General features: G+C 67.2%; 19 protein-coding genes and 1 pseudogene. 12 read left to right on the top strand and 8 right to left on the bottom strand.

Annotation, left to right across the window (positions count from 1 at the left end):
* From VLF18_RS17910 to VLF18_RS17890, 5 genes and pseudogenes are all read left to right on the top strand, one after another.
* Window positions 1-338 (top strand): annotated as a pseudogene (locus tag VLF18_RS17910) (hypothetical protein); the annotation flags it as partial.
* A 75-nt stretch (window positions 339-413) separates the two neighbouring features.
* A complete protein-coding gene (locus VLF18_RS17905) occupies window positions 414-1,232 on the top strand; it encodes a phosphate/phosphite/phosphonate ABC transporter substrate-binding protein (RefSeq protein WP_325280988.1) in 819 nt (272 codons plus the stop codon).
* Window positions 1,233-1,740: 508 nt separating this feature from the next.
* Entirely contained in the window at window positions 1,741-2,178 is a 438-nt protein-coding gene (locus VLF18_RS17900) for a cell wall hydrolase (protein ID WP_325280987.1), read from the top strand.
* 79 nt (window positions 2,179-2,257) lie between these two features.
* Window positions 2,258-2,641, top strand: coding sequence for a VOC family protein (locus tag VLF18_RS17895; RefSeq protein WP_325280986.1), 384 nt, complete (start codon window positions 2,258-2,260; stop codon window positions 2,639-2,641).
* Window positions 2,642-2,790: 149 nt separating this feature from the next.
* The gene (locus VLF18_RS17890) at window positions 2,791-3,975 is read left to right on the top strand and encodes a magnesium transporter (protein ID WP_325280985.1); all 1,185 of its coding nucleotides are present in this window, start codon (window positions 2,791-2,793) and stop codon (window positions 3,973-3,975) included.
* 23 nt (window positions 3,976-3,998) lie between these two features.
* Here VLF18_RS17890 and VLF18_RS17885 read toward each other — a convergent pair whose 3' ends face one another.
* Window positions 3,999-4,979 carry a glycosyltransferase gene (locus VLF18_RS17885; RefSeq protein ID WP_325280984.1) on the bottom strand — a complete coding sequence of 327 codons (981 nt, stop codon included), beginning with the start codon at window positions 4,977-4,979 and terminating at the stop codon, window positions 3,999-4,001.
* Window positions 4,980-5,092: 113 nt separating this feature from the next.
* Between VLF18_RS17885 and VLF18_RS17880 the strand changes: the two genes are divergently transcribed.
* Window positions 5,093-5,902: a TatD family hydrolase gene (locus tag VLF18_RS17880; RefSeq protein WP_325280989.1), complete on the top strand. Its 810-nt coding sequence runs from the start codon at window positions 5,093-5,095 to the stop codon at window positions 5,900-5,902.
* On the opposite strand, the gene VLF18_RS17875 is transcribed toward VLF18_RS17880, so the two are convergent.
* Together VLF18_RS17875 and VLF18_RS17870 are read right to left on the bottom strand one after the other, a co-directional pair.
* Window positions 5,844-6,074, bottom strand: coding sequence for a DUF6116 family protein (locus VLF18_RS17875; protein WP_325280983.1), 231 nt, complete (start codon window positions 6,072-6,074; stop codon window positions 5,844-5,846). The two genes, VLF18_RS17880 and VLF18_RS17875, sit on opposite strands and share 59 nt — an antisense overlap.
* 61 nt (window positions 6,075-6,135) lie before the next feature.
* Window positions 6,136-6,930 carry a tRNA threonylcarbamoyladenosine dehydratase gene (locus VLF18_RS17870; RefSeq protein ID WP_325280982.1) on the bottom strand — a complete coding sequence of 265 codons (795 nt, stop codon included), beginning with the start codon at window positions 6,928-6,930 and terminating at the stop codon, window positions 6,136-6,138.
* A gap of 95 nt (window positions 6,931-7,025) precedes the next feature.
* On the opposite strand from VLF18_RS17870, the gene VLF18_RS17865 reads away from it, so the two are divergent.
* The 4 genes from VLF18_RS17865 to cqsA all read left to right on the top strand — a co-directional run bounded on the left by VLF18_RS17865 (window position 7,026) and on the right by cqsA (window position 11,431).
* A complete protein-coding gene (locus VLF18_RS17865; protein WP_325280981.1) occupies window positions 7,026-7,415 on the top strand; it encodes a hypothetical protein in 390 nt (129 codons plus the stop codon).
* A gap of 198 nt (window positions 7,416-7,613) precedes the next feature.
* Window positions 7,614-8,984: a HAMP domain-containing sensor histidine kinase gene (locus VLF18_RS17860; RefSeq protein ID WP_325280980.1), complete on the top strand. Its 1,371-nt coding sequence runs from the start codon at window positions 7,614-7,616 to the stop codon at window positions 8,982-8,984.
* Between the two features lie 86 nt (window positions 8,985-9,070).
* A complete protein-coding gene (locus tag VLF18_RS17855; RefSeq protein ID WP_325280979.1) occupies window positions 9,071-10,009 on the top strand; it encodes a hypothetical protein in 939 nt (312 codons plus the stop codon).
* 135 nt (window positions 10,010-10,144) lie between these two features.
* A complete protein-coding gene (cqsA, locus tag VLF18_RS17850; RefSeq protein WP_325280978.1) occupies window positions 10,145-11,431 on the top strand; it encodes an alpha-hydroxyketone-type quorum-sensing autoinducer synthase in 1,287 nt (428 codons plus the stop codon).
* Window positions 11,432-11,489: 58 nt separating this feature from the next.
* Here the strand turns inward: cqsA and VLF18_RS17845 are convergent, their stop codons facing one another.
* Entirely contained in the window at window positions 11,490-12,359 is an 870-nt protein-coding gene (locus tag VLF18_RS17845; RefSeq protein WP_325280977.1) for a pirin family protein, read from the bottom strand.
* A gap of 91 nt (window positions 12,360-12,450) precedes the next feature.
* A complete protein-coding gene (locus VLF18_RS17840; RefSeq protein WP_257385246.1) occupies window positions 12,451-12,660 on the bottom strand; it encodes a cold-shock protein in 210 nt (69 codons plus the stop codon).
* Window positions 12,661-12,891: 231 nt separating this feature from the next.
* Between VLF18_RS17840 and VLF18_RS17835 the strand changes: the two genes are divergently transcribed.
* A complete protein-coding gene (locus VLF18_RS17835; RefSeq protein ID WP_325280976.1) occupies window positions 12,892-13,767 on the top strand; it encodes an alpha/beta fold hydrolase in 876 nt (291 codons plus the stop codon).
* Between the two features lie 16 nt (window positions 13,768-13,783).
* On the opposite strand, the gene VLF18_RS17830 is transcribed toward VLF18_RS17835, so the two are convergent.
* From VLF18_RS17830 to VLF18_RS17820, 3 genes are all read right to left on the bottom strand, one after another.
* Window positions 13,784-15,298, bottom strand: coding sequence for a fumarate hydratase (locus tag VLF18_RS17830; RefSeq protein WP_325280975.1), 1,515 nt, complete (start codon window positions 15,296-15,298; stop codon window positions 13,784-13,786).
* Between the two features lie 66 nt (window positions 15,299-15,364).
* The gene (locus tag VLF18_RS17825) at window positions 15,365-15,664 is read right to left on the bottom strand and encodes a hypothetical protein (protein WP_325280974.1); all 300 of its coding nucleotides are present in this window, start codon (window positions 15,662-15,664) and stop codon (window positions 15,365-15,367) included.
* A 239-nt stretch (window positions 15,665-15,903) separates the two neighbouring features.
* Window positions 15,904-20,895: a beta strand repeat-containing protein gene (locus VLF18_RS17820; RefSeq protein ID WP_325280973.1), complete on the bottom strand. Its 4,992-nt coding sequence runs from the start codon at window positions 20,893-20,895 to the stop codon at window positions 15,904-15,906.
* Window positions 20,896-21,517: 622 nt separating this feature from the next.
* Between VLF18_RS17820 and VLF18_RS17815 the strand changes: the two genes are divergently transcribed.
* The coding region (locus VLF18_RS17815) for a hypothetical protein (protein ID WP_325280972.1) at window positions 21,518-21,891 on the top strand (374 nt) is incomplete at its 3' end.

Below are 21,891 nucleotides of genomic sequence, written 5' to 3'. Positions count from 1 at the left end.
CATGGATGGAATTCGCGCGGCTCGGTGCGATCAGCCACGGCAAGGGCTGCTATCCCGGACAGGAAATCGTCGCGCGGCTGCATTTTCGCGGCGGCGGCGACAAGCGCGTGCCGGTCCGCGTGAGTGCCGACGGCCCGCTCGACGGTGCCGCGGAACTGCGCGACGGCGACAGCGAAGCCGGCCTGCTGCTGCAATGGGTCGCGCTGCCGGACGGCGGCAGCTCCGCGCTGGCTGTCGTGCGCCGCGAATCGGCAGAGGCTGCTACGGAACTCACCGCCGGTCCGCGCACGCTGCACGTGCTGCCGAGGGCCTGGCCGAGCCTGCCCGCAACGCGATAATTCACCTGAAATCCCTGAGCGAAACTCGCCTATACTCAAGCTATTCTGATGTCGGGCTCACAGGGGAGGACTGGCATGTCTCAGCGTCGACAGACCAGCGTCAAACGTCTGCTCCGGGGTGCGATCTGCACCCTCGGCCTCGCCGGTACGACGGCATGGGCCGACTACAGTTTCGTGGTCGAACCGATCTACGGTCCGCAGAAGGCCGCCGAGGTCTACAAGCCGCTGATCGACTATCTCGCCAAGGCTACCGGCGAAAAATTCACGCTCGTCACGCCGAAGAACTATCACTTCTATTGGCGCGACCTGCGCGCGAACGAGAAATTCGATTTCGCGCTCGACGAGGCCCACCTCGCCGACTACCGCGTGGCCCGCTTCCAGTTCGTGCCGCTCGTGCGCACGGCGGAGCGCCAGAGCTACACGCTGGTCACCAACGTCGACCTGCAGGGCAAGGGGCTCGACGCGCTCGTCGGCCGCAAGATCGTCTGCATGGGCGCGCCGAGCCTCGGCTATGCGCTGCTGCTGGGCTTCTATCCGAATCCGATCCAGCAGCCCGACATCGAATCCTCGGCCGCGTCCTGGCGCGACGCCGTCGAGGCGGTGTTCGCGGGCGAAGCCGAGGCTGCGATGGTGCCGACCTGGCTCAAGGATCAGTATCCGAACCTGACCCCGGTCAAGACCTCGGTCGAATTCGCAGGCGCCGCCGTGTCGGCCGCGCCGTCCGTGCCCGCGGCGACCCGGACCAAGGTCGCCGAAGCGCTGCTCAAGCTCGACCAGGACCCGGCACTGTCGAACCTGCTGCTCGAACTCGGCATCAGCAAGTTCGTCGCCGCGACGACCGACGACTACAAGAGCGCCGAGACCATGCTCAAGGGTTTCTACGGTTACCAGTGACGCTTCGCCGCGGCGGGGAGGCCGCACGTCGCGACATTTTCCGCATTCGCTAAATTGAGCGAAAATATACCGATTCCCGACACAAAACGACGGCTGAACAGAATGTTAGGTCGTCGTTAATCGCGGCCGTGTGCGTTTGACAGCACTCCGCCGGCCCGCTAGGGTGCGCGTCACCGAATCCCAGCGGGTCGCCATTCCCGCACCCAGAACCGGGCCGAGAGGCCCGACAACCAGACCTCGCGAACCGTAAGAACTCGGATCGCGCGGTTCATGACGGCCGGAGTTCCCGCTTTACGGCCGCCCTGGTGAGGCGCTTTCGCCCGGTGGCGAAGGCTTGAATCAACCGGTCGTCGCCCGCGCGGACCCAAACAGGGTCCAGGAAATGCGCCCCGGCCCGGCCACGCCGCATTACCCAGAAGACGCGGCGCAACCGACATTCCGGAACCCCCAAACGCCAGCGTCGTCCCGACCTGTCGCGCGCAAGGACCGTGTGCACGGAGGTATGAGGATGAAGCTGGGCCTGTTGCTGTGGATGACCTCGGTCATGCCGCAACCCATCGCCGACCAGACCTGTCTGGCCGCAACCGTTTATCTCGAGGCCCGCGGCGAGTCGACCCGCGGCCAGATGGCCGTCGCCGAAGTCGGTCTCCACCGCCTCGATCAGGGCCGCTGGGGCAAGAACCTCTGCGAAGTGCTTAAGGCGCCGCGCCAGTTCGCGTTGTCCATTACGAGCAAGAATTACGAAATCGACAATCTGGAAGCGTGGACAAAGGCCTGGATGGTCGCGAGCAGCGCGCGCAACGTGTGGCTGCTGCCGGAACACCTGCGCGTGCGCGTGGTGCCTGGCGCGAGCCATTTCGTCGCGAGCTATGCCGAACCGCAGAGCTGGGCGATGGGCCGCCCGGTCGCGATCATCGGTCCGCACCGCTTCTATTCGTTGAACTGACTCCCGCCGCGTCGCGCCTCGACGGCGCGGCCGTTCCGGCTCTAAGCTCGCCGCCGTCCATTCCAACGCGGGGGCGCGCATGAAACGTGTGACGGGTATCGGCGGCATCTTCATCAAGGCACGCGACACGGACGCGCTGCGCGAGTGGTACAGCAGGCATCTCGGCCTCGACATCGCCGACTGGGGCGGCGTCGCCTTCCGCTGGAACGACGACAATCCCGGCGCCGTCGGTACGACGGTGTGGAGCCTGTTCAAGGCCGACTCCGCGTACTTCGCGCCGAGCGATGCGCCGTTCATGGTCAACTACCGTGTCGCCGACCTGCACGCGTTGCTCGCCGCGCTGCGCGACGAAGGCTGCAACGTGATCGACAGGACCGACGAATCCGAATACGGAAAGTTCGGCTGGGTCGTCGATCCGGAAGGCAACAAGATCGAACTCTGGCAGCCGCCCGAGGGGCAGTAGGCCCGCCTGCCGGCGCTTGTCGCGCGCCGGACCGCGTTTGCTACCATCGGCGCTTCGAGCGCACTTCCGACCGCAGGCCCGGTGCCCTGCGCCGGATGCCTGCGACTTCGAATCGCACGACGCGTACTTTCGAGGCAGGCAGGGGAACGATGGAATCGCTATACCGGCGCGTGCGCGAGCTTGATCCCAAGGCCGCCGCCGACATGCTGCATGACGAGGACGACAGCGCCGTCGCTGCCGTGCTGGCCCAGCTCAATCCGGGCCAGGCGGTGGAGATCCTCGAGGAATTTCCGCCTACGCGCCGCGAGCGCATCGCCGCGACGAACAGCGCCGGCGAGCAGTGGCTCGAAGACGTGGCCTGGCCCGAATCGAGCGTCGGCCGGCTCATGGAAAAACCCAACGCCGTGTTCGCGCCGGGCACGCGCATCCACGAAGCGATCGACGAACTGCGCGAAGCGGTCAAGCAGACGCTCATCACCTACCTCTACGTGCTCGACCGCGAAGACCGCCTCGTCGGCGTCGTCGCGTTCCGCGAGCTGCTGTTCGCCAATCCGAACGACACGCTCGCCGAGGTCATGATCCCCTCGCCGTTCGCGCTGCGCGGCGATATGGATCTCATCGATGCGATGCACGCGGTCGTCACGCGCCACTATCCCGTCTACCCGGTCTGCGATGCCGAAGGCCACCTGATCGGCGTCGTGCGCGGCTCGGTGCTGTTCGAGCAGCAGGCGTTCGAGATCAGCGCGCAGGCCGGCGCGATGGTCGGCGTCGAGAAGGAAGAACGCGCCGCGACGCCGTGGCTGCGCTCGCTGAAATTCCGCCACCCATGGCTGCAGCTCAACCTGTTCACGGCCTTCATCGCCGCGGGCACGGTGGGGCTGTTCCAGGACACGGTCAACCGCATCGTGCTGCTCGCGATCTTCATCCCGGTGCTGTCGGGCCAATGCAGCAATACGGGCTGCCAGTCGCTCGCCGTGACCCTGCGCGGCATGACCCTCGGCGAGGTGCGCAGTTCGCAGGCGGCGGCGCTCATGGCGAAGGAGGCGTTGCTCGGCTTTCTCAACGGCGCGCTGACCGGCGTCGTCGCCGCCATCGCGATGTACGTGATGGCGCGGCTGCAGACGCATCCGCAGCCGCTCGTTCTCGCGCTGATCACGTTTGCGGCGATGACGACGAGCTGCGCCGTGTCCGGCATGGCCGGCGCGGCCGTTCCGCTCGTGCTCAAGCGCCTCGGCGCCGACCCGGCGACGGCGTCGAGCATTTTCCTGACGACCGCGACCGACGTCGTCAGCATGGGGTTGTTTCTCGGCCTCGCCGCGGCATTCGTCGCCTGAGGCCGCAACGCTGCGGTCCGCGTTCAGCGCAGACCGAACCAGCGCCGCGGCACCAGCAGCTTGAGCGCGCGTTCGGCGCTCTTGCGGCGCAGCCCGGGCTCGCGCAGGCCGCGCCAGATCGGGCCGAGCCAGTCGCGCCGCGGCCGGTCGAGGATCGCGCTGCGCGCATCCGCCTCGATGCGGTAGATGCGCACGATGCGCTCGGCGAGCGCGCGGCGCTCCGCGTCGAGTTCCGGCAGCTGCGCGATCGACGCCTCGATGTCGTCGGCGACGTCGCGATACATGCGCACGGTGCGCTCGTAGCGGCGGCGGAAGCGTTCCGGCGAATCGTCGTGGCGCGCGAAGATCCAGTTGCCGAGGCTCTCCGGATTCTGCCGGTAGTCGATCAGCGCCTGATCGAGGCACAGGCCGCGCCCGAGCAGCGCCGCGCGCAGGGTCAGGATGTTGTCCTCGGCGCTCGCGCGCAGCGGACCGAATCGCTCGAACACCTCGCGCCGGATCGCGAGACTCGCGCCGAGCAGGGTCGCGAGCTTGCCCGCGCGCACGAAGTAGTCGAGCCCGAATTCCGCCGGCATGTGCCGCACGCCGCGGCGCAGCGGCGCGCCGGCCAGATCGATCTCGTCGACGACGGCGCCGACCGCATAGACGTCGGGCCGTTCGTCGAACGCGGCGCGCGTCGCCGCGACGCGCTGCGGTCGCGCGAGATCGTCGCCGGCCATGATCACGAAGATTCGACCACTCGCGAGCGCGAACAGCTCGCTCAGATGCGCCGCCACGCCGCGGTTGCGTTCGCACTGACGCACGATGAGGCGATGCGGACCGGCGTAGCCGGCAACGTGGCGCTGCGCTACGGCGAACGTGTCGTCGGGCGAGCAGTCGTCGGAAACGATGATCTCGCACGGCTCGGTCTGCGCGAGCGCGGCGTCGATCGCCGCGGCGATCGTGTCGGTCGCGCGGTAGGCGATCAGCAGCACGCTGACCGCGAATTCGGAAGTGGCGCTCATGAGTGGCGAAGCGGCGTAAAGGCCGAAGTCTATACGCCGGCCGCAGCGCGCACGAGCACGCTTGCGCCGCGCGCCGCGCGGACGCGAGACTGCGGCGCATGAGCGCTACCGTCCTGCCCCTCGTCGACAGCCACTGCCACCTCGACGCACCCGAATTCGACGCGGACCGCGACGTGGTGATCGCGCGTGCGCGCGCCGCGGGTGTGACCTCCCAGGTGATTCCGGCGATACGTGCCGGCGACTGGCCGGCGCTCGCCGAACTCTGCGCGCGCGCGGCGGGACTGCATCCCGCCTACGGCCTGCATCCGCTGCTTCTCGCCGAGCATCGCGACGAACACCTCGCGCTGCTGCGCGACCGCCTCGCCGACGGCGACGCGGTGGCCGTCGGCGAATGCGGCCTCGACTATTTCGTCGAGAACCTGCCGGCCGACGCGCAGCGCCATTTCTTTCGCGGCCAGCTCGCGCTCGCGCGCGAGACCGGCCTGCCGGTCATCGTGCACGCGCGCCGCGCCGTCGAGGAGGTCATCCACACGCTGCGCGACTATCCGGGCCTGCGCGGCGTCGTGCACAGCTATTCCGGCAGCGAGGAGCAGGCCTCTCAGTTGTGGAAAATGGGATTCCTGCTCGGCATCGGCGGCCCGGTCAGCTATTCGCGCGCGCACCGGCTGCGCCGCATCGTCGCGGCGATGCCGCTGGAATTCCTGCTGCTGGAGAGCGACGCGCCGGACCAGCCGCTCGCCGCGCAACGCGGCGAACGCAACGAGCCGGCCAGCGTCGCCACCGTGCTCGACGAGATCGCCGCGCTGCGTGGCGAATCGCGCGAGACGATCGCGGCGGCGACGAGCGCGAACGCGTATCGGCTGTTCAACCTCGCGCCGGGCCGAGCGGCGTCGGTGCCGCCGGCTTCTTCTTCCAGCGGCTGAGCAGCAGCGTCACCAGCGCGAGCAGGATCTCGTCGACGAACGGAATCAGGTCGGGCACGACCAGATCGACGAAGAACAGCGCGGCGGTCAGCAGCAGCAGGCGCGGAAAACGCAGACGCTCGGCGAAGCCGAGCAACGGGCCGACCATCAGCGAACGCACCGGACCGGTCATGCGACACCCCTCCGAACGCAGCGACTCTGCGGCTCGCAGTATGGGGTCTTGCCGGGGCGACTCAAGCCGGGTCGGGCGCAAGCAGGCGCTCGATCGCCTTGCCCGCGGCAACCATGCCGAACGTCGCGGTCACGTGCATCGCGGCGCCGAGCCCGCTGCCGCAGTCCAGCCGCATCGCTTCGTCGGCGTTGGCCGGACGCGTGCCGCAGACGCTGCCGTCGGCCTGCGGGTAGCGCACGTTCTCGAGCGAAAACACGGCCGGCACGCTGAAATACCGATCGCGATTGCGCGGAAAGTTGAACTCCTGCCGCAGTTTCTTGCGCACCAGCGACAGCAGCGCATCGTGTTCCGTGCGCGACAGGTCGCGCACCTGCACGCGCGACGCGTCGATGCGCCCGCCGGCGGAACCGACCACGATCAACGGCAGCTTGCGGCGCCGGCACCAGGCGATCATCTCGACCTTGACGCGAAAGCTGTCGCAGGCGTCGAGCACGAGGTCGTAGCCGCGGTCGAGCAGTTCGCCGAGAGTGGACGGCGTCAGGAAACTCGGAATCGCGTGGACGCGGACCTGTGGATTGATCGCGCGGGCGCGTTCGGCGAGCACGTCGACCTTGGCGCGGCCGAACTGGCCCTCCAGCGCATGCAACTGACGATTCGTGTTCGACACGCAGACGTCGTCCGCATCGATCAGCGTGAATTCGCCGACGCCGCTTCGGACCAGCGCCTCGACGCTCCAGGAACCCACGCCGCCGACGCCGACGACGGCGACGTGACGCGTGGACAGACGCTGCGCCGCACCGCGGCCGTAAAGACGGTCGACGCCGCCGAAGCGCGCCGAGAGAACGGGATCGGACATCGGCGGATTCTAGCAGGCGTCCCCGCGCGCGTGACCGACGGCTTCTGGCGCCGGGCGGTCTGCATTAGGCTTGCGGTTTTGACACGGAAACGACGATGCGCCTGTTGCTGTCCCTGCTCGCCGGCCTGTTCATCGGCGCCCTCGTCGCGTTCAGCGCAGCCAACGCGCTGTCGCAGCGCAACGCCTGGCAGCGCGGCGTGATGCACATTCTGCAGCACCATCTCGACGAACTGCGCCGGCAGCAGCGCAGCGGCGACTGCACCGCGGCACGCAGCGCTCCACGCTTTCGCCGCCTGGCCGAGACCGCGGCCGACATCGGCCCTTCCCGTCCTGATGAAAAGCCCGACTACCACGACCAGGCGCGGCGCTTCATCGAACTCGGTGCCCGCCTCGGCGCCGAGCCGCCGGCCGACTGCCGCGCGCTCGACGCGGCGATGCAGCAGATCGGCAACGCCTGCAAGGACTGCCATCGCGACTATCGCTGAATCAGACAGTAAGCGATTCATTCTCGACGCCGGCGCACGCGGATGCCGGCGCGATCGAGCGCGCCGCGCCGGCCGGATTGCGACATCGTATCGACGCGCACGATTGCACACTCGCCCCAGATCGACGCAATTCCACTAGTATCGAAGCCGTTCACGAGACCGGCGCCGCGCCGACGGCGTCGCATTGCCCGGGCGCGCATGAATACGAGTGAGGCTATCCATACCGCAGGCCGCCGCATCAATGGGGTGCCGCGGCTCGTCTGGTGGCATCTCAAGCGTGCCTGGCTGCGTTTCCAGACGGCGATCTTCACGCGTGCACGCTATTCCGAGCCGAAGATGCGCTGGATGGGCGCGCTCGGCGTGTTCGGCTTTCCGACCTACTACTTCGTCTGGGCGAAGCTGCTGCCGCAGCCCTACGAAAGTCTGGAGCTGCGTCTGTTCGGCTCGCTGCTGTTCCTGCCGCTGATGCTCGTCAGCCTGTGGCCGAACCGACTGCGCGCGTGGCTGCCGCTGTACTGGTATCTCGCGATGACCTTCGCGCTGCCTTTTTTCTTTTCGTACATGCTGCTGCAGAACGGCGGCAGCGTCGCCTGGCTGCTGTCGCACCTGATTTCCGTGTTCCTCATGGTCATGCTGTTCGACATGGGCAGCTTCATCATCACCGGGCTGATCGGCACGCTGCTTGCTGTGACCGCCTACCTGATCGCGCCGGCGCAGCCGCTGGCGAGCGCCGCCCTGCTGGCGTATTCGCCGGTCTGGGCCTTCGCGATCATTTCCGGTTCGGTATTCAGTATTTCGCACAGCATGAGCAACCAGGCGCGCATCGACGCGATCATCGCCGCGAGCAACAACATCGCCCATGAGCTGCGTACGCCGCTCGCCTCGGTGCGCATCGCGACGCAGGCGGTCGACCGCTTTCTGCCGTTGCTCGCCGATTCGCACCGCAAGGCCGTCGACGCGCGGCTCAACGTGCCGGAGCTGCGCGAGTCGCAGCTGGGCCGCCTGTCCAAGGCCATGGAGACCATCGGCCGGGAGGTCGAGCACGCCAACACCGTCATCGACATGCTGCTCGTCGCCGCGCGCCCGATCGGCAGCCTGCAGATCGAAAGCGTGTCGGCGCGCGAATGCGTGCTAGAGGCACTGGACCGCTACCCGTTCGGCTCGCAACATGAGCGCAGCCGCGTCGCGATCGGCGTCGCCGACGACTTCCAGTTCAGCGGATCGCGTCTGCTGCTGGTCCATGTGCTGTTCAATCTGATAAAAAATGCCTTATTCCACACTGGACGCGCCGGCAAGGGCAGCATCGTGCTCAGCGTCCACGCCGACGAAGGAGGCCAACGTGTCGTCTGTCACGACAGCGGCCCCGGCATTCAGCCGGACGTCCTGCCGCACATCTTCGAGCGCTTCTATTCCAGCGCCACCGACTACAGCACCGGCCTCGGCGTCGGTCTATCCTTCGTACGCATGGCGCTCGAACGCATGGGCGCGACGATAATCTGCCGCTCGACCTACGGCGAATTCACCGAATTCACGATCGTGTTTCCCGACCTCCTGCGGAGGGACAACTGATGCTGCGAGGTGCCGCTGCGATCCCGCCGTTCTATTTCCCGACGACGACCGTCCTCGTCGACGATCACGAGGAATACCTCGACGTCGTGCCGCTGATGCTCGACCCGATGCTGCATCTGCGCCCGTTCAGCTCGCCACGCATGGCGCTGGCCGCGCTCGGCAGCGCGGGCAGCCGCCCGGTGCCGGGCGGCGGCTGGCTCTACCGCTGGAAGGACCGTCCGTCGCAGACCCAGGAGCTCGTCGCTCTTGATGTCGACTCGATCCACCGCATTGTCTATGACCCCGAGCGTTTTTCCGAAGTCTCCGTGCTCGTGGTCGATTACTTCATGCCGGAGATGGACGGTGTCACGTTTTGCAAACGGCTCAACAATCCACTGATCGGCAAGATACTGCTGACCGGCCGCGCCGAGGATTCGGTCGCGATCGAGGCCTTCAATTCGGGCGTCATCGACCGCTTCATCCGCAAGAGCGATCCGCAGGCCATGGCCAAGCTCCAGGTCGCCATCCGCGAACTGCAGCAGCGGTATTTCGAGCGCGCCGGCGCGTTCGTGGCCGAAGCGCTGGCGATGGGACGTTTCGGCTTTCTGCGCGACCCCGCTTTCCGTTCGGTGTTCGACTCTGTCGTCGCCACGTTCCAGCCGATCGAGTCGTACGTGGTCTGCAATCCCACGGGCGTGCTGATGCTCGACGCCTGGGGTGTGGGCAGATTCCTTCTCGTGCAGACGGACGACGATCTGCGCGAACAACACGACGTCGCGGAAGACCGCGGCGCGCCCGATACCGTCTTGCGCGCGCTGCGCTCCGGCAGCGCCCTTCCCTGGTTCTGGTCCTCGGGCGGCTTCTACAGCCCGCAGATCGCCGACCCTGCGGCGAATCTGTTCCCGGCCACGGCGATACAGGGCGACAATTGCTACTACTTCAGTCTTATCGACCATCTCGAACCGCTGCAGCTGACTCATGTGAAGTCGTACAGAAGCTGGCTGCGCGAGCAGGACAACGTCGACGCCCCGCCTCGCGCGGGGTGATCCGGCGCCAGCGGTAACGAAACCTCTCGATTCCGACCGGCCCACGGCCGGACCGGTCGTCCCGCTGCGGCGACGAAACGCCGCAGCCAGCCAGGGATGGCTTTGGTCCACAACTCCCGTGAGAGGTTTGCAGTCATGAGTATTTCCTTCCCGTCCGTCGTTACTTCGTCCTTTCCGCAGCTGCAGCAGGCGCGTGCGCCCGAACTGCCGGAATTCGCGCGCCAGCGCGTCGAGCGCTTCCATCAGGACCGCGTCCAGGCAAGCTGGAGCGGCCGCCATATCCTTCGCGGCCTGCGCCCGGCTCCCGGCGCGCTGATGCTGCAGAGCAACGACTATCTGGCGCTGGGGCGCCACCCGGAAATCGTCGACGCGCAGCGCGCCGCGCTCGCGAGTGCCGGCAACGGCAACATGATGTCCGGCCTGTTCCTGCAGCAGGACGACGATCCGATGCATCAGGTCGAACATGAGCTCGCCGTCGCGCTCGGCAGCGAGGAGACCATCCTGTGCCAGTCCGGCTACGTCGCGAACGTCGGCCTCGTGCAATGCCTGGCCGGCGAGCGCACGCCGGTCTACATCGACATGCTCGCGCATGCGTCGCTGTGGGAAGGCATCAAGGCCGCCGGCGCGCAGGCCGTGCCGGTCTACCACAACGATCCGGAGTACCTCGAACGCCAGATCCTGCGTCACGGCCCCGGCGTCATCCTCGTCGACTCGATCTACAGCACCAACGGCAGCGTCTGCCCGCTCGCGGACTTTGCCGCGATCGCACAGCGCCGCAGCTGCGTGTTCGTCGTCGACGAGTCGCACTCGATCGGCACGCACGGCGTGCATGGCGAAGGCCTGGTCGCGAGCCTCGGCCTTACCGATCGCGTGCATTTCGTCACCGCGAGCCTGGCCAAGGCCTATTGCGTGCGTGCGGGCCTGATCAGCTGCAGCACGCGCTTCAAGCCCTACTTCGCGTTCGAATCGATGCCGGCCATCTTCTCCTCGACGCTGCTGCCGCAGGAAATCGCCGCCGTGGACGCCTCGCATCGCGTGATCCGGCGCGAAGGCTGGCGCCGCGCGCGGCTGCAGTACGTCACGCGGCGCGTGCGCGAAGCGCTGCTCGGCCTGGGCTATCCGATCGGCGAAGGCACCGAGCAGATCATCGCGCTCGAAGTCGGCAGCGAGGCGGCGGTCATGCGCGTGCGCGACGCGTTCGAAGCCGAGAGCGTGTTCGGCGCGATCTTCTGCGCGCCGGCCACGGCGAAGAACCGCGCGCTGCTGCGCCTGACCCTGCATGCCGGTCTCGACGACGCAGGCGTCAATCAGCTCATCGACGCCTGCGCGCGGCTGCGCGACAAGGTCGATCTCGCCGACTGGAGCGCAACGCGGCGCGAACGCCGCAATGCCGGCCGGCCGGCGCTGGTCGACGTTGCCTGATCCGACCGCGGATTCGGAGAACGAAGGCGGCTTCGGCCGCCTTTTTTCTGCGCGGCGCTCAGCGCTCCGGCAACGGAATGAACTCGGTTTCGCCGGGCACGGACGGAAAGCGCTGCTCGCGCCAGGCGTCCTTGGCCGCTTCGATGCGCTCGCGCGTCGAGGCGACGAAGTTCCACCACAGATGCCGCGGACCGTCGAGCGGCGCGCCGCCGATCAGCGCGAGCCTGCTGTCCGTGCGCGCGACGAAGCGGTCGGCACCGTCATGCAGCACGGCGAGTTCGTTGCGCGCGATGATCTCGCCGCCGATCTCGATTTCGCCGGAAACCACATAGAGCGCGCGCTCGGCGTAGTCGGTCTCGATCGCGTGCGCCGTACCCGCCGCGGCATCGAGCAGCGCGTACACGGTCGGCGACGGCGGCTGCACCGGCGAGTCCGTACCGTAGGCGCTGCCGATCAGCAGATGGATCGCAACGCCGGGGCGCGCAATGCGCGGCAGCGCCGCACCCGCGTAGTGACGAAACCAGGGCTCGCCGTCCTCCTGGTCCTGCGGCAGCGCGACCCAGGTCTGCAGGCCGTGCAGGAACTGGCCGTCGGCATGTGCCGCGTCGGTGCCGCGTTCCGAATGCACGATGCCGCGGCCCGCGCTCATGAGATTCACGTCGCCGGGACGGATTTCCTGCACCGTGCCGAGGCTGTCGCGATGCACCATGCGGCCGGCCAGCAGATACGTGATCGTCGCAAGACCGATGTGCGGATGCGGCCGCACGTCGGTGCCGCGCCCCGGCGGCACCTGCACGGGGCCGAATTCGTCGAAGAACACGAACGGCCCGACCGAGCGCGCCAGCAGGTGCGGCAGCGCGCGGCGTACGACGAGGCCACCCCCGATGTCATGCGTGCGTGGCGCGATGCGAATGACGGTGTCGCTCATGCGGCCTCCGAAGCAACGGCTGCGGCCAATAAAAAACGCCACGAATTGCTTCGTGGCGTCATTGACTCCCCAAGGCGCGTCTGTCGCGCGGTCAGACCGGGCTGACTTCGTCGGCCTGCAGGCCCTTCTGGCCCTGCACGACCTTGAAGCTGACCTTCTGGCCTTCCTGCAGACTCTTGAAGCCAGTTCCCGTGATGGCGCGGAAGTGGACGAAAACGTCCTGGCCATTCTCACGGGCAATGAAGCCAAACCCCTTGGCATCGTTGAACCACTTAACGGTACCAACCTCACGATCCGACATGAAACGCTCTCCCAAGCTTGAACTATAGACGGCACACCGTCGGCTTACTGGTTGCATGGTTCAAGAGAAAGCGATGACGCGAATCAACCGATCGGCTGGCATCGGGTCAAACATTCAGACCGTGCAAACACAGCGCGGCCAGTCTACTCAAGCTTTTTAACAAAATCGACAGTGTCTGAACCGCAGCCGACCGGGCCGCATCGACGCCGGGCCTCGGCTACCATCGGCCGCATGACCGCTCCCTTGCCTGCGCCCCCGGCGGCGCCCGAATCGCTGCGCGTCGCCACCGGCGACGGCCACGACGCCCCGCTGCAGATCGTGAGCGCGCCCGACCCGGGCCCGGCGCTGCTCTGGCTGCCGGCCATGGGCGTGCCGGCGCGCAAATATCGCCATTTCGCCGCCGCGCTGGGCGAACGCGGCTGCACCGTCGCCCTGCATGAGTGGCGCGGCCAGGACGGCAGCAACCGGCGCGCCGCGCGCGACTGCGACTGGGGCTACGCGGAACTCCTGCGCGACATTGCCGCGAGCCGCGCCGCGCTCGAAACCGCCTTTCCGGGGCGGCGCTGGACGATCGGCGGGCACAGCCTCGGCGGCCAGCTCGCCGCGCTGGCGCTCGCACGCGATCCGTCCGACTACGCCGGCTACGCCCTCGTCGGCAGCGGCCATCCCTGGTGGCGGACGTTTCCGGGCTGGCACAAGGCCGTGCTGCTGAGCGCCATCGGCTGGTTCCGCGCGGTGTCGGCGGTCTGCGGCTATTTCCCGGGCGAACGCGCCGGCTTCGCCGGCCGCGAGGCGCGCGGCGTCATGCGGGACTGGGCCGCGAGCGCGGTCGACGGCAGCTACCGGCCCGCGCGGATCGATTTCGACGCCGAAGCCCGGCTTCGCGAGGTCGCCCTGCCCGGCCTCGCCGTGCGTCTGACCGGCGACCGCTACGTGCCGCGCGCGTCGCTCGACCATCTCGTCAATAAGTTGCCTTTGCTGCATTGGCAACGCGCGGACATCGGCGGCGCCGAATTTTCGGGCGGCCGCGCCGGTCATTTCGAATGGCTGCGCGAACCCGCGCCGGTCGTGCGGCGCGTCGCGGAGTGGATCGACGGAATCCGCTGACGCGCGGCCGGGCGGCTCAGGCGACGACGACCGGAATCCTGCCGATGCGCGCCTGCCATTCCTTCGGGCCGGTCTCGTGCACCGACGTGCCGTTCGCGTCGACCGCGACGGTCACCGGCATGTCCTTGACCTCGAACTCGTAGATCGCTTCCATGCCGAGGTCTTCGAAGGCGAGCACGCGCGCGGCCTTGATCGCCTTCGACACGAGATAGGCCGCGCCGCCGACGGCCATCAGATAGACGGCCTTGTTGTCGCGGATCGCGTCGATCGCGGCCGGCCCGCGCTCGGACTTGCCGACCATACCCAGGAGCCCGGTCTGTTCGAGCATCTGGCGCGTGAACTTGTCCATGCGCGTCGCCGTCGTCGGGCCGGCCGGACCGACCACTTCGTCGCGCACCGGGTCGACCGGACCGACGTAATAGATGAAGCGGTTGCTGAAACCGACCGGCAGCGTTTCGCCGCGGTTGAGCATGTCGATCATGCGCTTGTGCGCCGCGTCGCGGCCGGTCAGGAGCTTGCCGTTGAGCAGGATGACCTCGCCGGGCTTCCAGCTCGCGACATCGGCGCGCGTGATCGTGTCCAGATTCACGCGTCGCCCCTTGGAGGCGTCGTAGGTCAGCGTCGGCCAGTCCTCGAGCGACGGCGGTTCCAGCGCAACCGGGCCGGAGCCGTCGAGCACGAAGTGCGCATGGCGCGTCGCCGCGCAGTTCGGAATCATCGCGACCGGCAGATTCGCCGCATGGGTCGGATAGTCGCGGACCTTGATGTCGAGCACCGTGGTCAGACCGCCGAGGCCCTGCGCGCCGATGCCGAGCGCATTGACTTTCTCGTAGAGCTCGAGCCGCAGCTCCTCGGCGCGATTGGACGGACCGCGCGCGATCAGATCCTGGATGTCGATCGGCTCCATCAGCGCTTCCTTGGCCAGCAGCATGGCCTTCTCGGCCGTACCGCCGATGCCGATGCCGAGCATGCCCGGGGGACACCAGCCCGCGCCCATGGTCGGCACGGTCTTGAGCACCCAGTCCACGATCGAGTCGGACGGATTCAGCATCGCGAACTTCGACTTCGCCTCGGAACCGCCGCCCTTCGCGGCGACGATGACGTCGACCGTGTCACCGGGCACGACGCGCATGTTCACGACGGCCGGCGTGTTGTCCTTGGTATTCGTGCGCTTGCCGGCCGGATCGGCGAGCACCGACGCACGCAGCTTGTTGTCGGGATGGTTGTAGGCGCGGCGCACGCCTTCGTTGACCATGTCCTCGACGCCGAGCGTCGCGTCCCAGCGCACGTTCATGCCGATATCGAGGAAGACCGTGACGATGCCCGTGTCCTGGCAGATCGGGCGATGACCTTCGGCGCAGAGCCGCGAATTGATCAGGATCTGCGCCATCGCGTCGCGCGCGGCCGGCGATTCTTCGCGCTCGTAAGCAGCGGCCAGGTTCCTGATGTAGTCGACCGGGTGGTAATAGGAGATGTACTGCAGCGCATCGGCGATGCTCTGGATGAAGTCTTCCTGCTGGATCGTGGTCACGGGTCGCTGGCGCTGGGCTGACGGAAAGAACGCATTGTAAGCCAGAGCGCGAGAGACGTCGGCCCGCTACTCGACTTTCGTCGACGGGTCCGCGCCGGCCACTCGCCGAGTATTCAAGTCGTGCCTCTGACGGCCGGTTTCCCCTTGCAGCAACGCCGTTGCGACCGTCCCGTCCTTGATCGAAAAAAACGCCGCGAAGGTTGCCTGCCCGACGGAGTGCTCCATCACGTGCGCCGAATCAGCGGGCGCCTGAATCGAGTATCCCTGCGCGTTTGCGAAGACCGCCGCAGGCAGGGAAAAAGCACCCCGCAAGCAAAAATAAAAAAATGAAAACAGCTTGAAATGCAAAATCCATTCAGTCGCCAACTACAAATCGCTTCTCATGCGTTGAATGCACTTCTTTACATCGCGCCGGGCATCATTTTCTTCCCGGGCAGCACGCCCATTGCCGGGCGAGATAGCGCGAATCCGCGAGTTCGGCCGCGTGCGCGTACCTGATGGCGAGCGGCAAGCATTCGACTGAACGGTATGCGAAAAAAAAGAGCCCGGGACCAGCCCGGGCTCTTGGTTGCCGCATACGGCGCATCAGCGCCTTTGGAAGGCGATCAGTTGCCGCCGGCGAGCGTCACCCATTGCACGCCCTGCACGACGGCCGGACGCAGTGCCGCGAGGCGGCCGCGGTCACCGCGGCTGCCGTTGTGCTGCGGCGCGCCGCCGCCGGAGAGACGCAGGTAGCCGTCGCTCGCGTCGCCGCTCGCGGCCTGCCAGGCGAACGCGATCGGAGCGCGGGTCGGATCGACCGCGAACCAGGCGCCGCGCTCGGACATGCCGTTCGCGTCGCGCAGCACGCTGCGCAGCACGACGCCATCGCCGAAGCGGGCGAGTTCGAGTGCGAACAGCTCTTCGCCGCGATCGGTCACGCCGGTCACGACCGTGACCGGCGTCGCGTCGAGACCGGCGAGCAGCTGCGGGTCGACGCGCAGCGCGCCTTCGATGTAGCCGTTCGCGTTGCCGGCGCCTTCCGGCACGATCGTGACCGGTGCGTTCTCGAAGCCGTTCTTGAACAGCACGATGATGTCCTCGGGCGTGTCCGACGCGGTGTTGTTGGAGGTGTTCGGATCGCCGGCGGACGTCGCGCTGACGCTGTTGGTGATCGTCTCGTCGAGGCTGCCTGCGAGCACCGTCGCCGAGTACACGTAGGTCACCTGCGTGTTGGCCGGCAGCGTCGCCGTATCGGTCAGCGTATTGCCCGTGCCTGCTGCGCAGGTCGCGCCGCCGGTCGGAGTGCAGGTCCACGAACCGCCGCCGAGTTCGGCCGGCAAGGCATCGCTGACCGCCGCGGTCGCCGTCGACGGGCTGCCCGAGTTCGACACGACGATGGTGTAGTTCAGCGATTCGCCGACGCGGACGAAGCGGCGGTTGTCGGTGATGGTCACAGCGACGTCCGGCAGCGCGACGACGGTCGAGTTGTCGGTCGCGCTGTTGTTGCTGCCGTCGCTGTCGCTCTCGGACGCGCCGACCGCGACAGTCGCGGTATTGGACAGCGTGCCGGTCGCGCTCGGCGACAAGGTACACATTGCCACATAGGTCAAGGTACCGCCCGGCGGAATCGAACCGGTGTCGCTGATGTTGGCGTTGCCGCTCGCCGAACCGCACGTCGCGCCGCTTCCGCTGCAGGTCCACGTACAACCGTTGAGGCTGGCCGGGAAGTTGTCGGTGACCGTCGTCGTCGCCGCATTCGGGCCGCTGTTGCCGGCGACGATGGTGTAGGTCACGGTCGCGCCCGGATTCACCGTGGTGCTGCCGTCGGTCTTGGTGATGCTCGCGTTGACGACGCGCGTCAGCGCGTTCGAGTCGGTGGCCGAGTTGTCGGCCGGCGCCGTGTCGATATAGCCGGCCGGCACCGCGATGCTCGCGGTGTTGTCGACGCTCGCCGCGGCGGACACGGTCGCGACCGTGCACTGCTGCGTGTACGTGACGCTCGCACCGACCGGCAGATTCACGACGTCGGAGATCGTGCCCGTACCCGAAGCCGTACAAGTGCCGCCGCCGCTGCCGACGCAGCTCCACGCGCCGCAGGTCAGATCCGCACCCGGAGATTCGCTCACCGTCGCACCATTGACGCCGAGGGCGCCCGCGTTTGCCGCGGTGATCGTGTAGGTCGTCGTCGCGCCGGTCTGCACCGAGGTCACGCCGTCGGTCTTGGTGATGCGGAGATCGGCCGCGGCCGCACCGCCGGCTTCGGCGAGCGTGAACGCGTCGAACTGCGTGACGCCGGAAACCAGCATGGTGTTCAGGCCCGTATCCAGCGTGCCGCCGAGATCGGTGAAGCTCGCCGGCGGAACCGGCGTACCGTTGTAGGTGCGCAGATTCGCCTCGGTCGCCGTACCCGGGACGTCGCCGTCGAGATAGCTGAAGGTCAGATCCGCCGTCGTGCCGGCCGGCGCGCCGATCAGCCAGTGACGCGCGATCGCCTTGTCCACCGGCACGAAGTTCGGCATGACGGCCTGCACGGCCGTGCTTTCGAGGAGCAGCGGGAACGTGCCGGCCGTGACGTTCGCAACCACGGGCGAATAGCCGTTGGCAGTGCCGACTTCGAACGTGCGCAGTGCCGCTGCGGCCAGCGGCTTGGCGAGCTTGCCGTCGACGTAGCCCGTCGTACGCGTCGTCGTGCCGGTGCTGCCGAGCGTGACGGCGTTCGGCGCCGCGATGACGACGCGGCCGTTGGTCAGCGCCAGCGTGCCATTCACCGTCAGGCCGCCGCCGGCGATGCTCAGCGTATGCGTCGGGTCGTTGTCGTCATAGGTGAGGTTGTTGAGCACGCGCGTCGGATTGACTTCGACGCCGGCCGTCTTGGAATTCGCGGTGCGCAGATACGAGATGTTCTGCACGCCGGTCCCGCCGAGATTGAAATTCGGCGCGACGTCGAATGTGCCGCCGGCCGTCGGCGTCGTCGTGTTGCCGATCTGCACGGTGGCATTGCCCGCGTTACCGAGCGTGATCTTGTTCGCGTTGACGAAGCTGCCGCCGAAGATGATGACGCGATTCACGACGACGCCGCTCACGGCCGGATCGAACGTGAAGTTCAGATCGTTCTGCAGTTCGAGGCTGTTCATCGGTGCCGTGACGGTGCCGGTACCCGTGTACGCGACATTCGTGGCCGGGCGGAAGACGATGAAGCGCGAGTTCGCGCCGCTGGACGTCAACGTGCCGTTGTTCGTGATCGTGTCGCCGTTGAACAGGAACACGTTGTTGCCGGTGTTGAAAGTGCCGCCGGTGCCGACCGTCAGGTTGCGCATCAGGTTGTTGAAGCCGGTCGGCGCGAGCATCGTGAGCGAATGATTGCCGGTACCCGTGTTGACGACGACGTCGGGGAACACGCCCGCGGCGTTGAACGCCTTGGCCGCGCCCGAGCTCGCGTTGCCGAACTGCACCGTGCCGCCGGTGATGCCCGGAGCGCCGCTGCCCGCCTGATTGCGGTAGTCGCGCGGACCGGATGCAGCGGTCGACGCGAGCTGCGCGATGACGGTACCGCCGGACATCGAGATCGAGGACGCGGCGTTGGTGCCGAGATCGAACGACGCGAGCGTCGTCGACGTATTGCCGACGGTGTTGACCGTGATCGTGCCGCCGGTCTGCAGGTACGTGATTGCATTGCCCGACGCACCGACACCGAAGCGGGCCGTCGAGTTGATCGCGCCGCCTTCGACGGTGACGTTGGCGCCTGCGTTGAAGCCCAGCGAATTGCCGGCCGCAGTACCGATGTTGTACGTGCCCTGGCTCACGCGCAGGCGTCCGGCGACCGCGCCCGTGCCGTTCTGGCCGGCGACCGTGAAGTTCGGATTGTTGAGCCAGAAAGCCGTGCTCGCTCCGATGGTGTAGGCCGCGGCGGTGAAGACGCGGTTGGTCGCGGTGAACGAGCCCGACAGCTTGAAAGTTCCGTTGCTGAGCGTAAGGAAACCGGCGACGTCGGTGTTGGCGCCTTGAACCGTGAAGTTGCTCGGAGACAGTTCGAGCGTCGCTGCGTTCGACGTGCCTTTGTTTATCGTGATCGCGCGCACGTCGGTGGTTGCACCGGCGCCGCCGAAGGTCGTGTTGCTGCTGCCGGTGAACGTGATGGCGGCGCCCGCAGTTGACGTCGCGAAATCCAGCGTGTTGTTGTTCGTGAGATTGCCGCCGATGCTGAGGTTGTGCGTCGTGACCGTACCGGCCGGCTGGCTCTGCAGGAAACCATCGTTGATCACGTCGGCGCCGACGGTCAGCGTACGCGCGGTCGTCGTTTCCCACTGCAGCACGGCGTTGCTCGCCACGGTGACGTTGAGCGCGACGGCAGCCGTATCGATGGTGACGGTGCTGCCGGCCGAGATCGTGACGTTGTCGCCGTCGGTCGGCAGAACGCCGCCGATCCAGGTCGCCGGATTGCTCCAGTTGCCGCCGGTCGGCGTCGACGCGATGTTGCCCGGCGCCGAGGTGGCCTGCGATCCGCTGAGCGCAGTTCCCAGCGAACCTTCGGAGACGGCGAACACGCGCCAGGTGTACGTGGTGTTCGGTGCGAGACCGGTCGTTGGCAGCGTGATCGCGTTCTGTGCCGCCGTTGCGAAGAAATTGAAATTGGTACCGTCGGTCGAGTTGTAGATTGCATAAATCAGCTCGTCCGGCGAGTCGGTCCAGTTCAGCGTCATCGACGTCGGCGTCACGCCGCTGAAATTCAGCGCTGTCGGCGCCGTCGGCGTCGGAGGCGTGAACGAGAACGTACGGCGAGAGCCGTCGGCCGCCGAGGTCAGCACCGCCAACGGACCTGCCGTCGCATAGGCGTTGTTCACCGCCGTCGCGCTGCCGCTGCTGAAGCTCGGTGCCGGCGTGCCGCTGAGCGGCGCGTCGACAGACCCTACAGTGCCGATGACGTTGCTCGAGGAAAAGCCGATGTGCGGATCGTTCGAGTTCACGTCGGTCGAGCCGGCCGTGCTCATCGTCATGCCGCCGTAGATGAACTCGATGACGCCGGTGCCTTCGCGCAACTGCACCTGATACGTGAGATCGGCGGTGCCGCCCGTGTTGAAATTCGACTGGTTGTTGAGCCACTCGACGGTGAGCACGCGCGAGGGTGCGGTGCCGGACACGCGGTAGTGCACCTTGCCGTCGCCGGTATGCGTACGCTGGTCGGCACCATAAGCCGTGATGATCGGCAGATTCGCCTGGCCGAGCGGCTGGTACGGCGAGCTCGCCTGTGCGCTGGCGCCAAGTCGCAGCACGCCGTTGTCGTTGATCGAGAACTGCGTCTGGCGCACGCCCTGGTAGAAGAAGTCGAAGCCGATGCTGGTCAGCGGCGACGCGGTATCGTCGATGTTGCCCGCCAGCAGCTGCGTCGTGCCGGTGCTCATGTCGGTCAGCGAGCCGGTCGTCGTCGTCGCGAAGGTGTAGTTCGCGGCGACGCGCGGCGCCTCGATCGTGTTCGACGGCTCCGGCACCGCCAGCTGTTCCTGTTTGGACAGCCGTACCGAAGTCACCGCCTCGACACCTTCGACGGCGGAGGCGGAAGCCGGAAGCGCTGCCATCGTGAGCAGCAGGCTTGCCGCTAACGTAACTCTGTTAATCATTCGAAATCCCCACGTTTCTACGCTGATCGAAACGAACCCGCGAAGACGGCGGACCTGCAGGAGCGCAGCGCGCGTCCGCTGCGCTGCCTGCGCTGCGGATGTCGCTCGCCCTCAAGGTCCGGGCCCGCCATCGCGGAACCCCAACACGAGACTGGCAAGAACGAACTGCGAACGAACCAGAAAAAAGAAAAAAGCGGCAAGCGACGCGGCGGTCAGCCGCGTCGGTCAGGAGCCTCTGGGCGAATCGACGCGGCGAACTGCGCAGGCGGCGTCATGACGATGGGACGAATCGCTGTACGCCGGACGGACCCGGCGAAACCTGATGCCACATTCACGATGCGATTCCCCCTTAAGAAGCGGCATCCGAACGTCGACGACCAAAGTGCCGGCGCGATTCCTCTCGCGGCACGGCACCTCCCCCTGAGCGCACCATAGGTACGCCTCCGCATTGGTAGCACATCGTCTCCCGCCGCACCAGCCGTCGCCCGACGGCGATCAGCGGCGGCACGACCGGCGAGCTCGTCCACGCACCTCTTTCCGCCGGCGCAAAACTGGCGCAGCATCGACTCCCGGATGCACGGACGCACCGCCCGTGCCGACGTCAACCACCAGGAGAGCAACGATGGCACACGGAGAAAACCCGGCCCAGGGCAGTCGCTTCGGCACGATCCTGCGCGACCTCGGCGCGTCGATCGGCGACCTGCTCGGCGGCGGCAAGCTCGAGCCCGAACAGGCCGTGTCGGTGGAAGTCGCATTCGGCCTGCTCGGCTATCTGGCGGGCGTCGACAGCATCGTCACCTCGCACGAAGCGGAGTTCGTCAATCAGCTCATGGACGAACTGAAACTGTCCACGCGCGCGCGCGACCTCGCGCAGCAGGCCTTCGCCCGCGGCCGCAAGCGCGAAATCGACGTCGACGAGGAACTCGACCGTTTCCTGCAGAGCTATCCGCGCGGCGGCGGCGAAGCACGCCGCCTGCACGATGCGCTGTATCGCCT

Source organism: Tahibacter sp., assembly GCF_035481375.1.
Classification (GTDB): Bacteria; Pseudomonadota; Gammaproteobacteria; order Xanthomonadales; family Rhodanobacteraceae; genus Tahibacter.
The sequence above is the reverse complement of the archived record's forward strand: the minus strand, read 5'-3'. Positions and strand labels throughout refer to the sequence as shown.

Bases quoted from the DNA above. Each gene is read 5' to 3' on its own strand.
- VLF18_RS17820 (WP_325280973.1), bottom strand. From the start codon at position 20,895: ATGATTAACAGAGTTACGTTAGCGGCAAGCCTGCTGCTCACGATGGCA.
- VLF18_RS17835 (WP_325280976.1), top strand. From the start codon at position 12,892: ATGACCGCTCCCTTGCCTGCGCCCCCGGCGGCGCCCGAATCGCTGCGC.
- VLF18_RS17875 (WP_325280983.1), bottom strand. From the start codon at position 6,074: ATGACCGGTCCGGTGCGTTCGCTGATGGTCGGCCCGTTGCTCGGCTTC.
- VLF18_RS17885 (WP_325280984.1), bottom strand. From the start codon at position 4,979: ATGAGCGCCACTTCCGAATTCGCGGTCAGCGTGCTGCTGATCGCCTAC.
- VLF18_RS17900 (WP_325280987.1), top strand. From the start codon at position 1,741: ATGAAGCTGGGCCTGTTGCTGTGGATGACCTCGGTCATGCCGCAACCC.
- VLF18_RS17895 (WP_325280986.1), top strand. From the start codon at position 2,258: ATGAAACGTGTGACGGGTATCGGCGGCATCTTCATCAAGGCACGCGAC.
- VLF18_RS17845 (WP_325280977.1), bottom strand. From the start codon at position 12,359: ATGAGCGACACCGTCATTCGCATCGCGCCACGCACGCATGACATCGGG.
- VLF18_RS17840 (WP_257385246.1), bottom strand. From the start codon at position 12,660: ATGTCGGATCGTGAGGTTGGTACCGTTAAGTGGTTCAACGATGCCAAG.
- VLF18_RS17860 (WP_325280980.1), top strand. From the start codon at position 7,614: ATGAATACGAGTGAGGCTATCCATACCGCAGGCCGCCGCATCAATGGG.
- VLF18_RS17905 (WP_325280988.1), top strand. From the start codon at position 414: ATGTCTCAGCGTCGACAGACCAGCGTCAAACGTCTGCTCCGGGGTGCG.
- cqsA (WP_325280978.1), top strand. From the start codon at position 10,145: ATGAGTATTTCCTTCCCGTCCGTCGTTACTTCGTCCTTTCCGCAGCTG.
- VLF18_RS17890 (WP_325280985.1), top strand. From the start codon at position 2,791: ATGGAATCGCTATACCGGCGCGTGCGCGAGCTTGATCCCAAGGCCGCC.
- VLF18_RS17865 (WP_325280981.1), top strand. From the start codon at position 7,026: ATGCGCCTGTTGCTGTCCCTGCTCGCCGGCCTGTTCATCGGCGCCCTC.
- VLF18_RS17870 (WP_325280982.1), bottom strand. From the start codon at position 6,930: ATGTCCGATCCCGTTCTCTCGGCGCGCTTCGGCGGCGTCGACCGTCTT.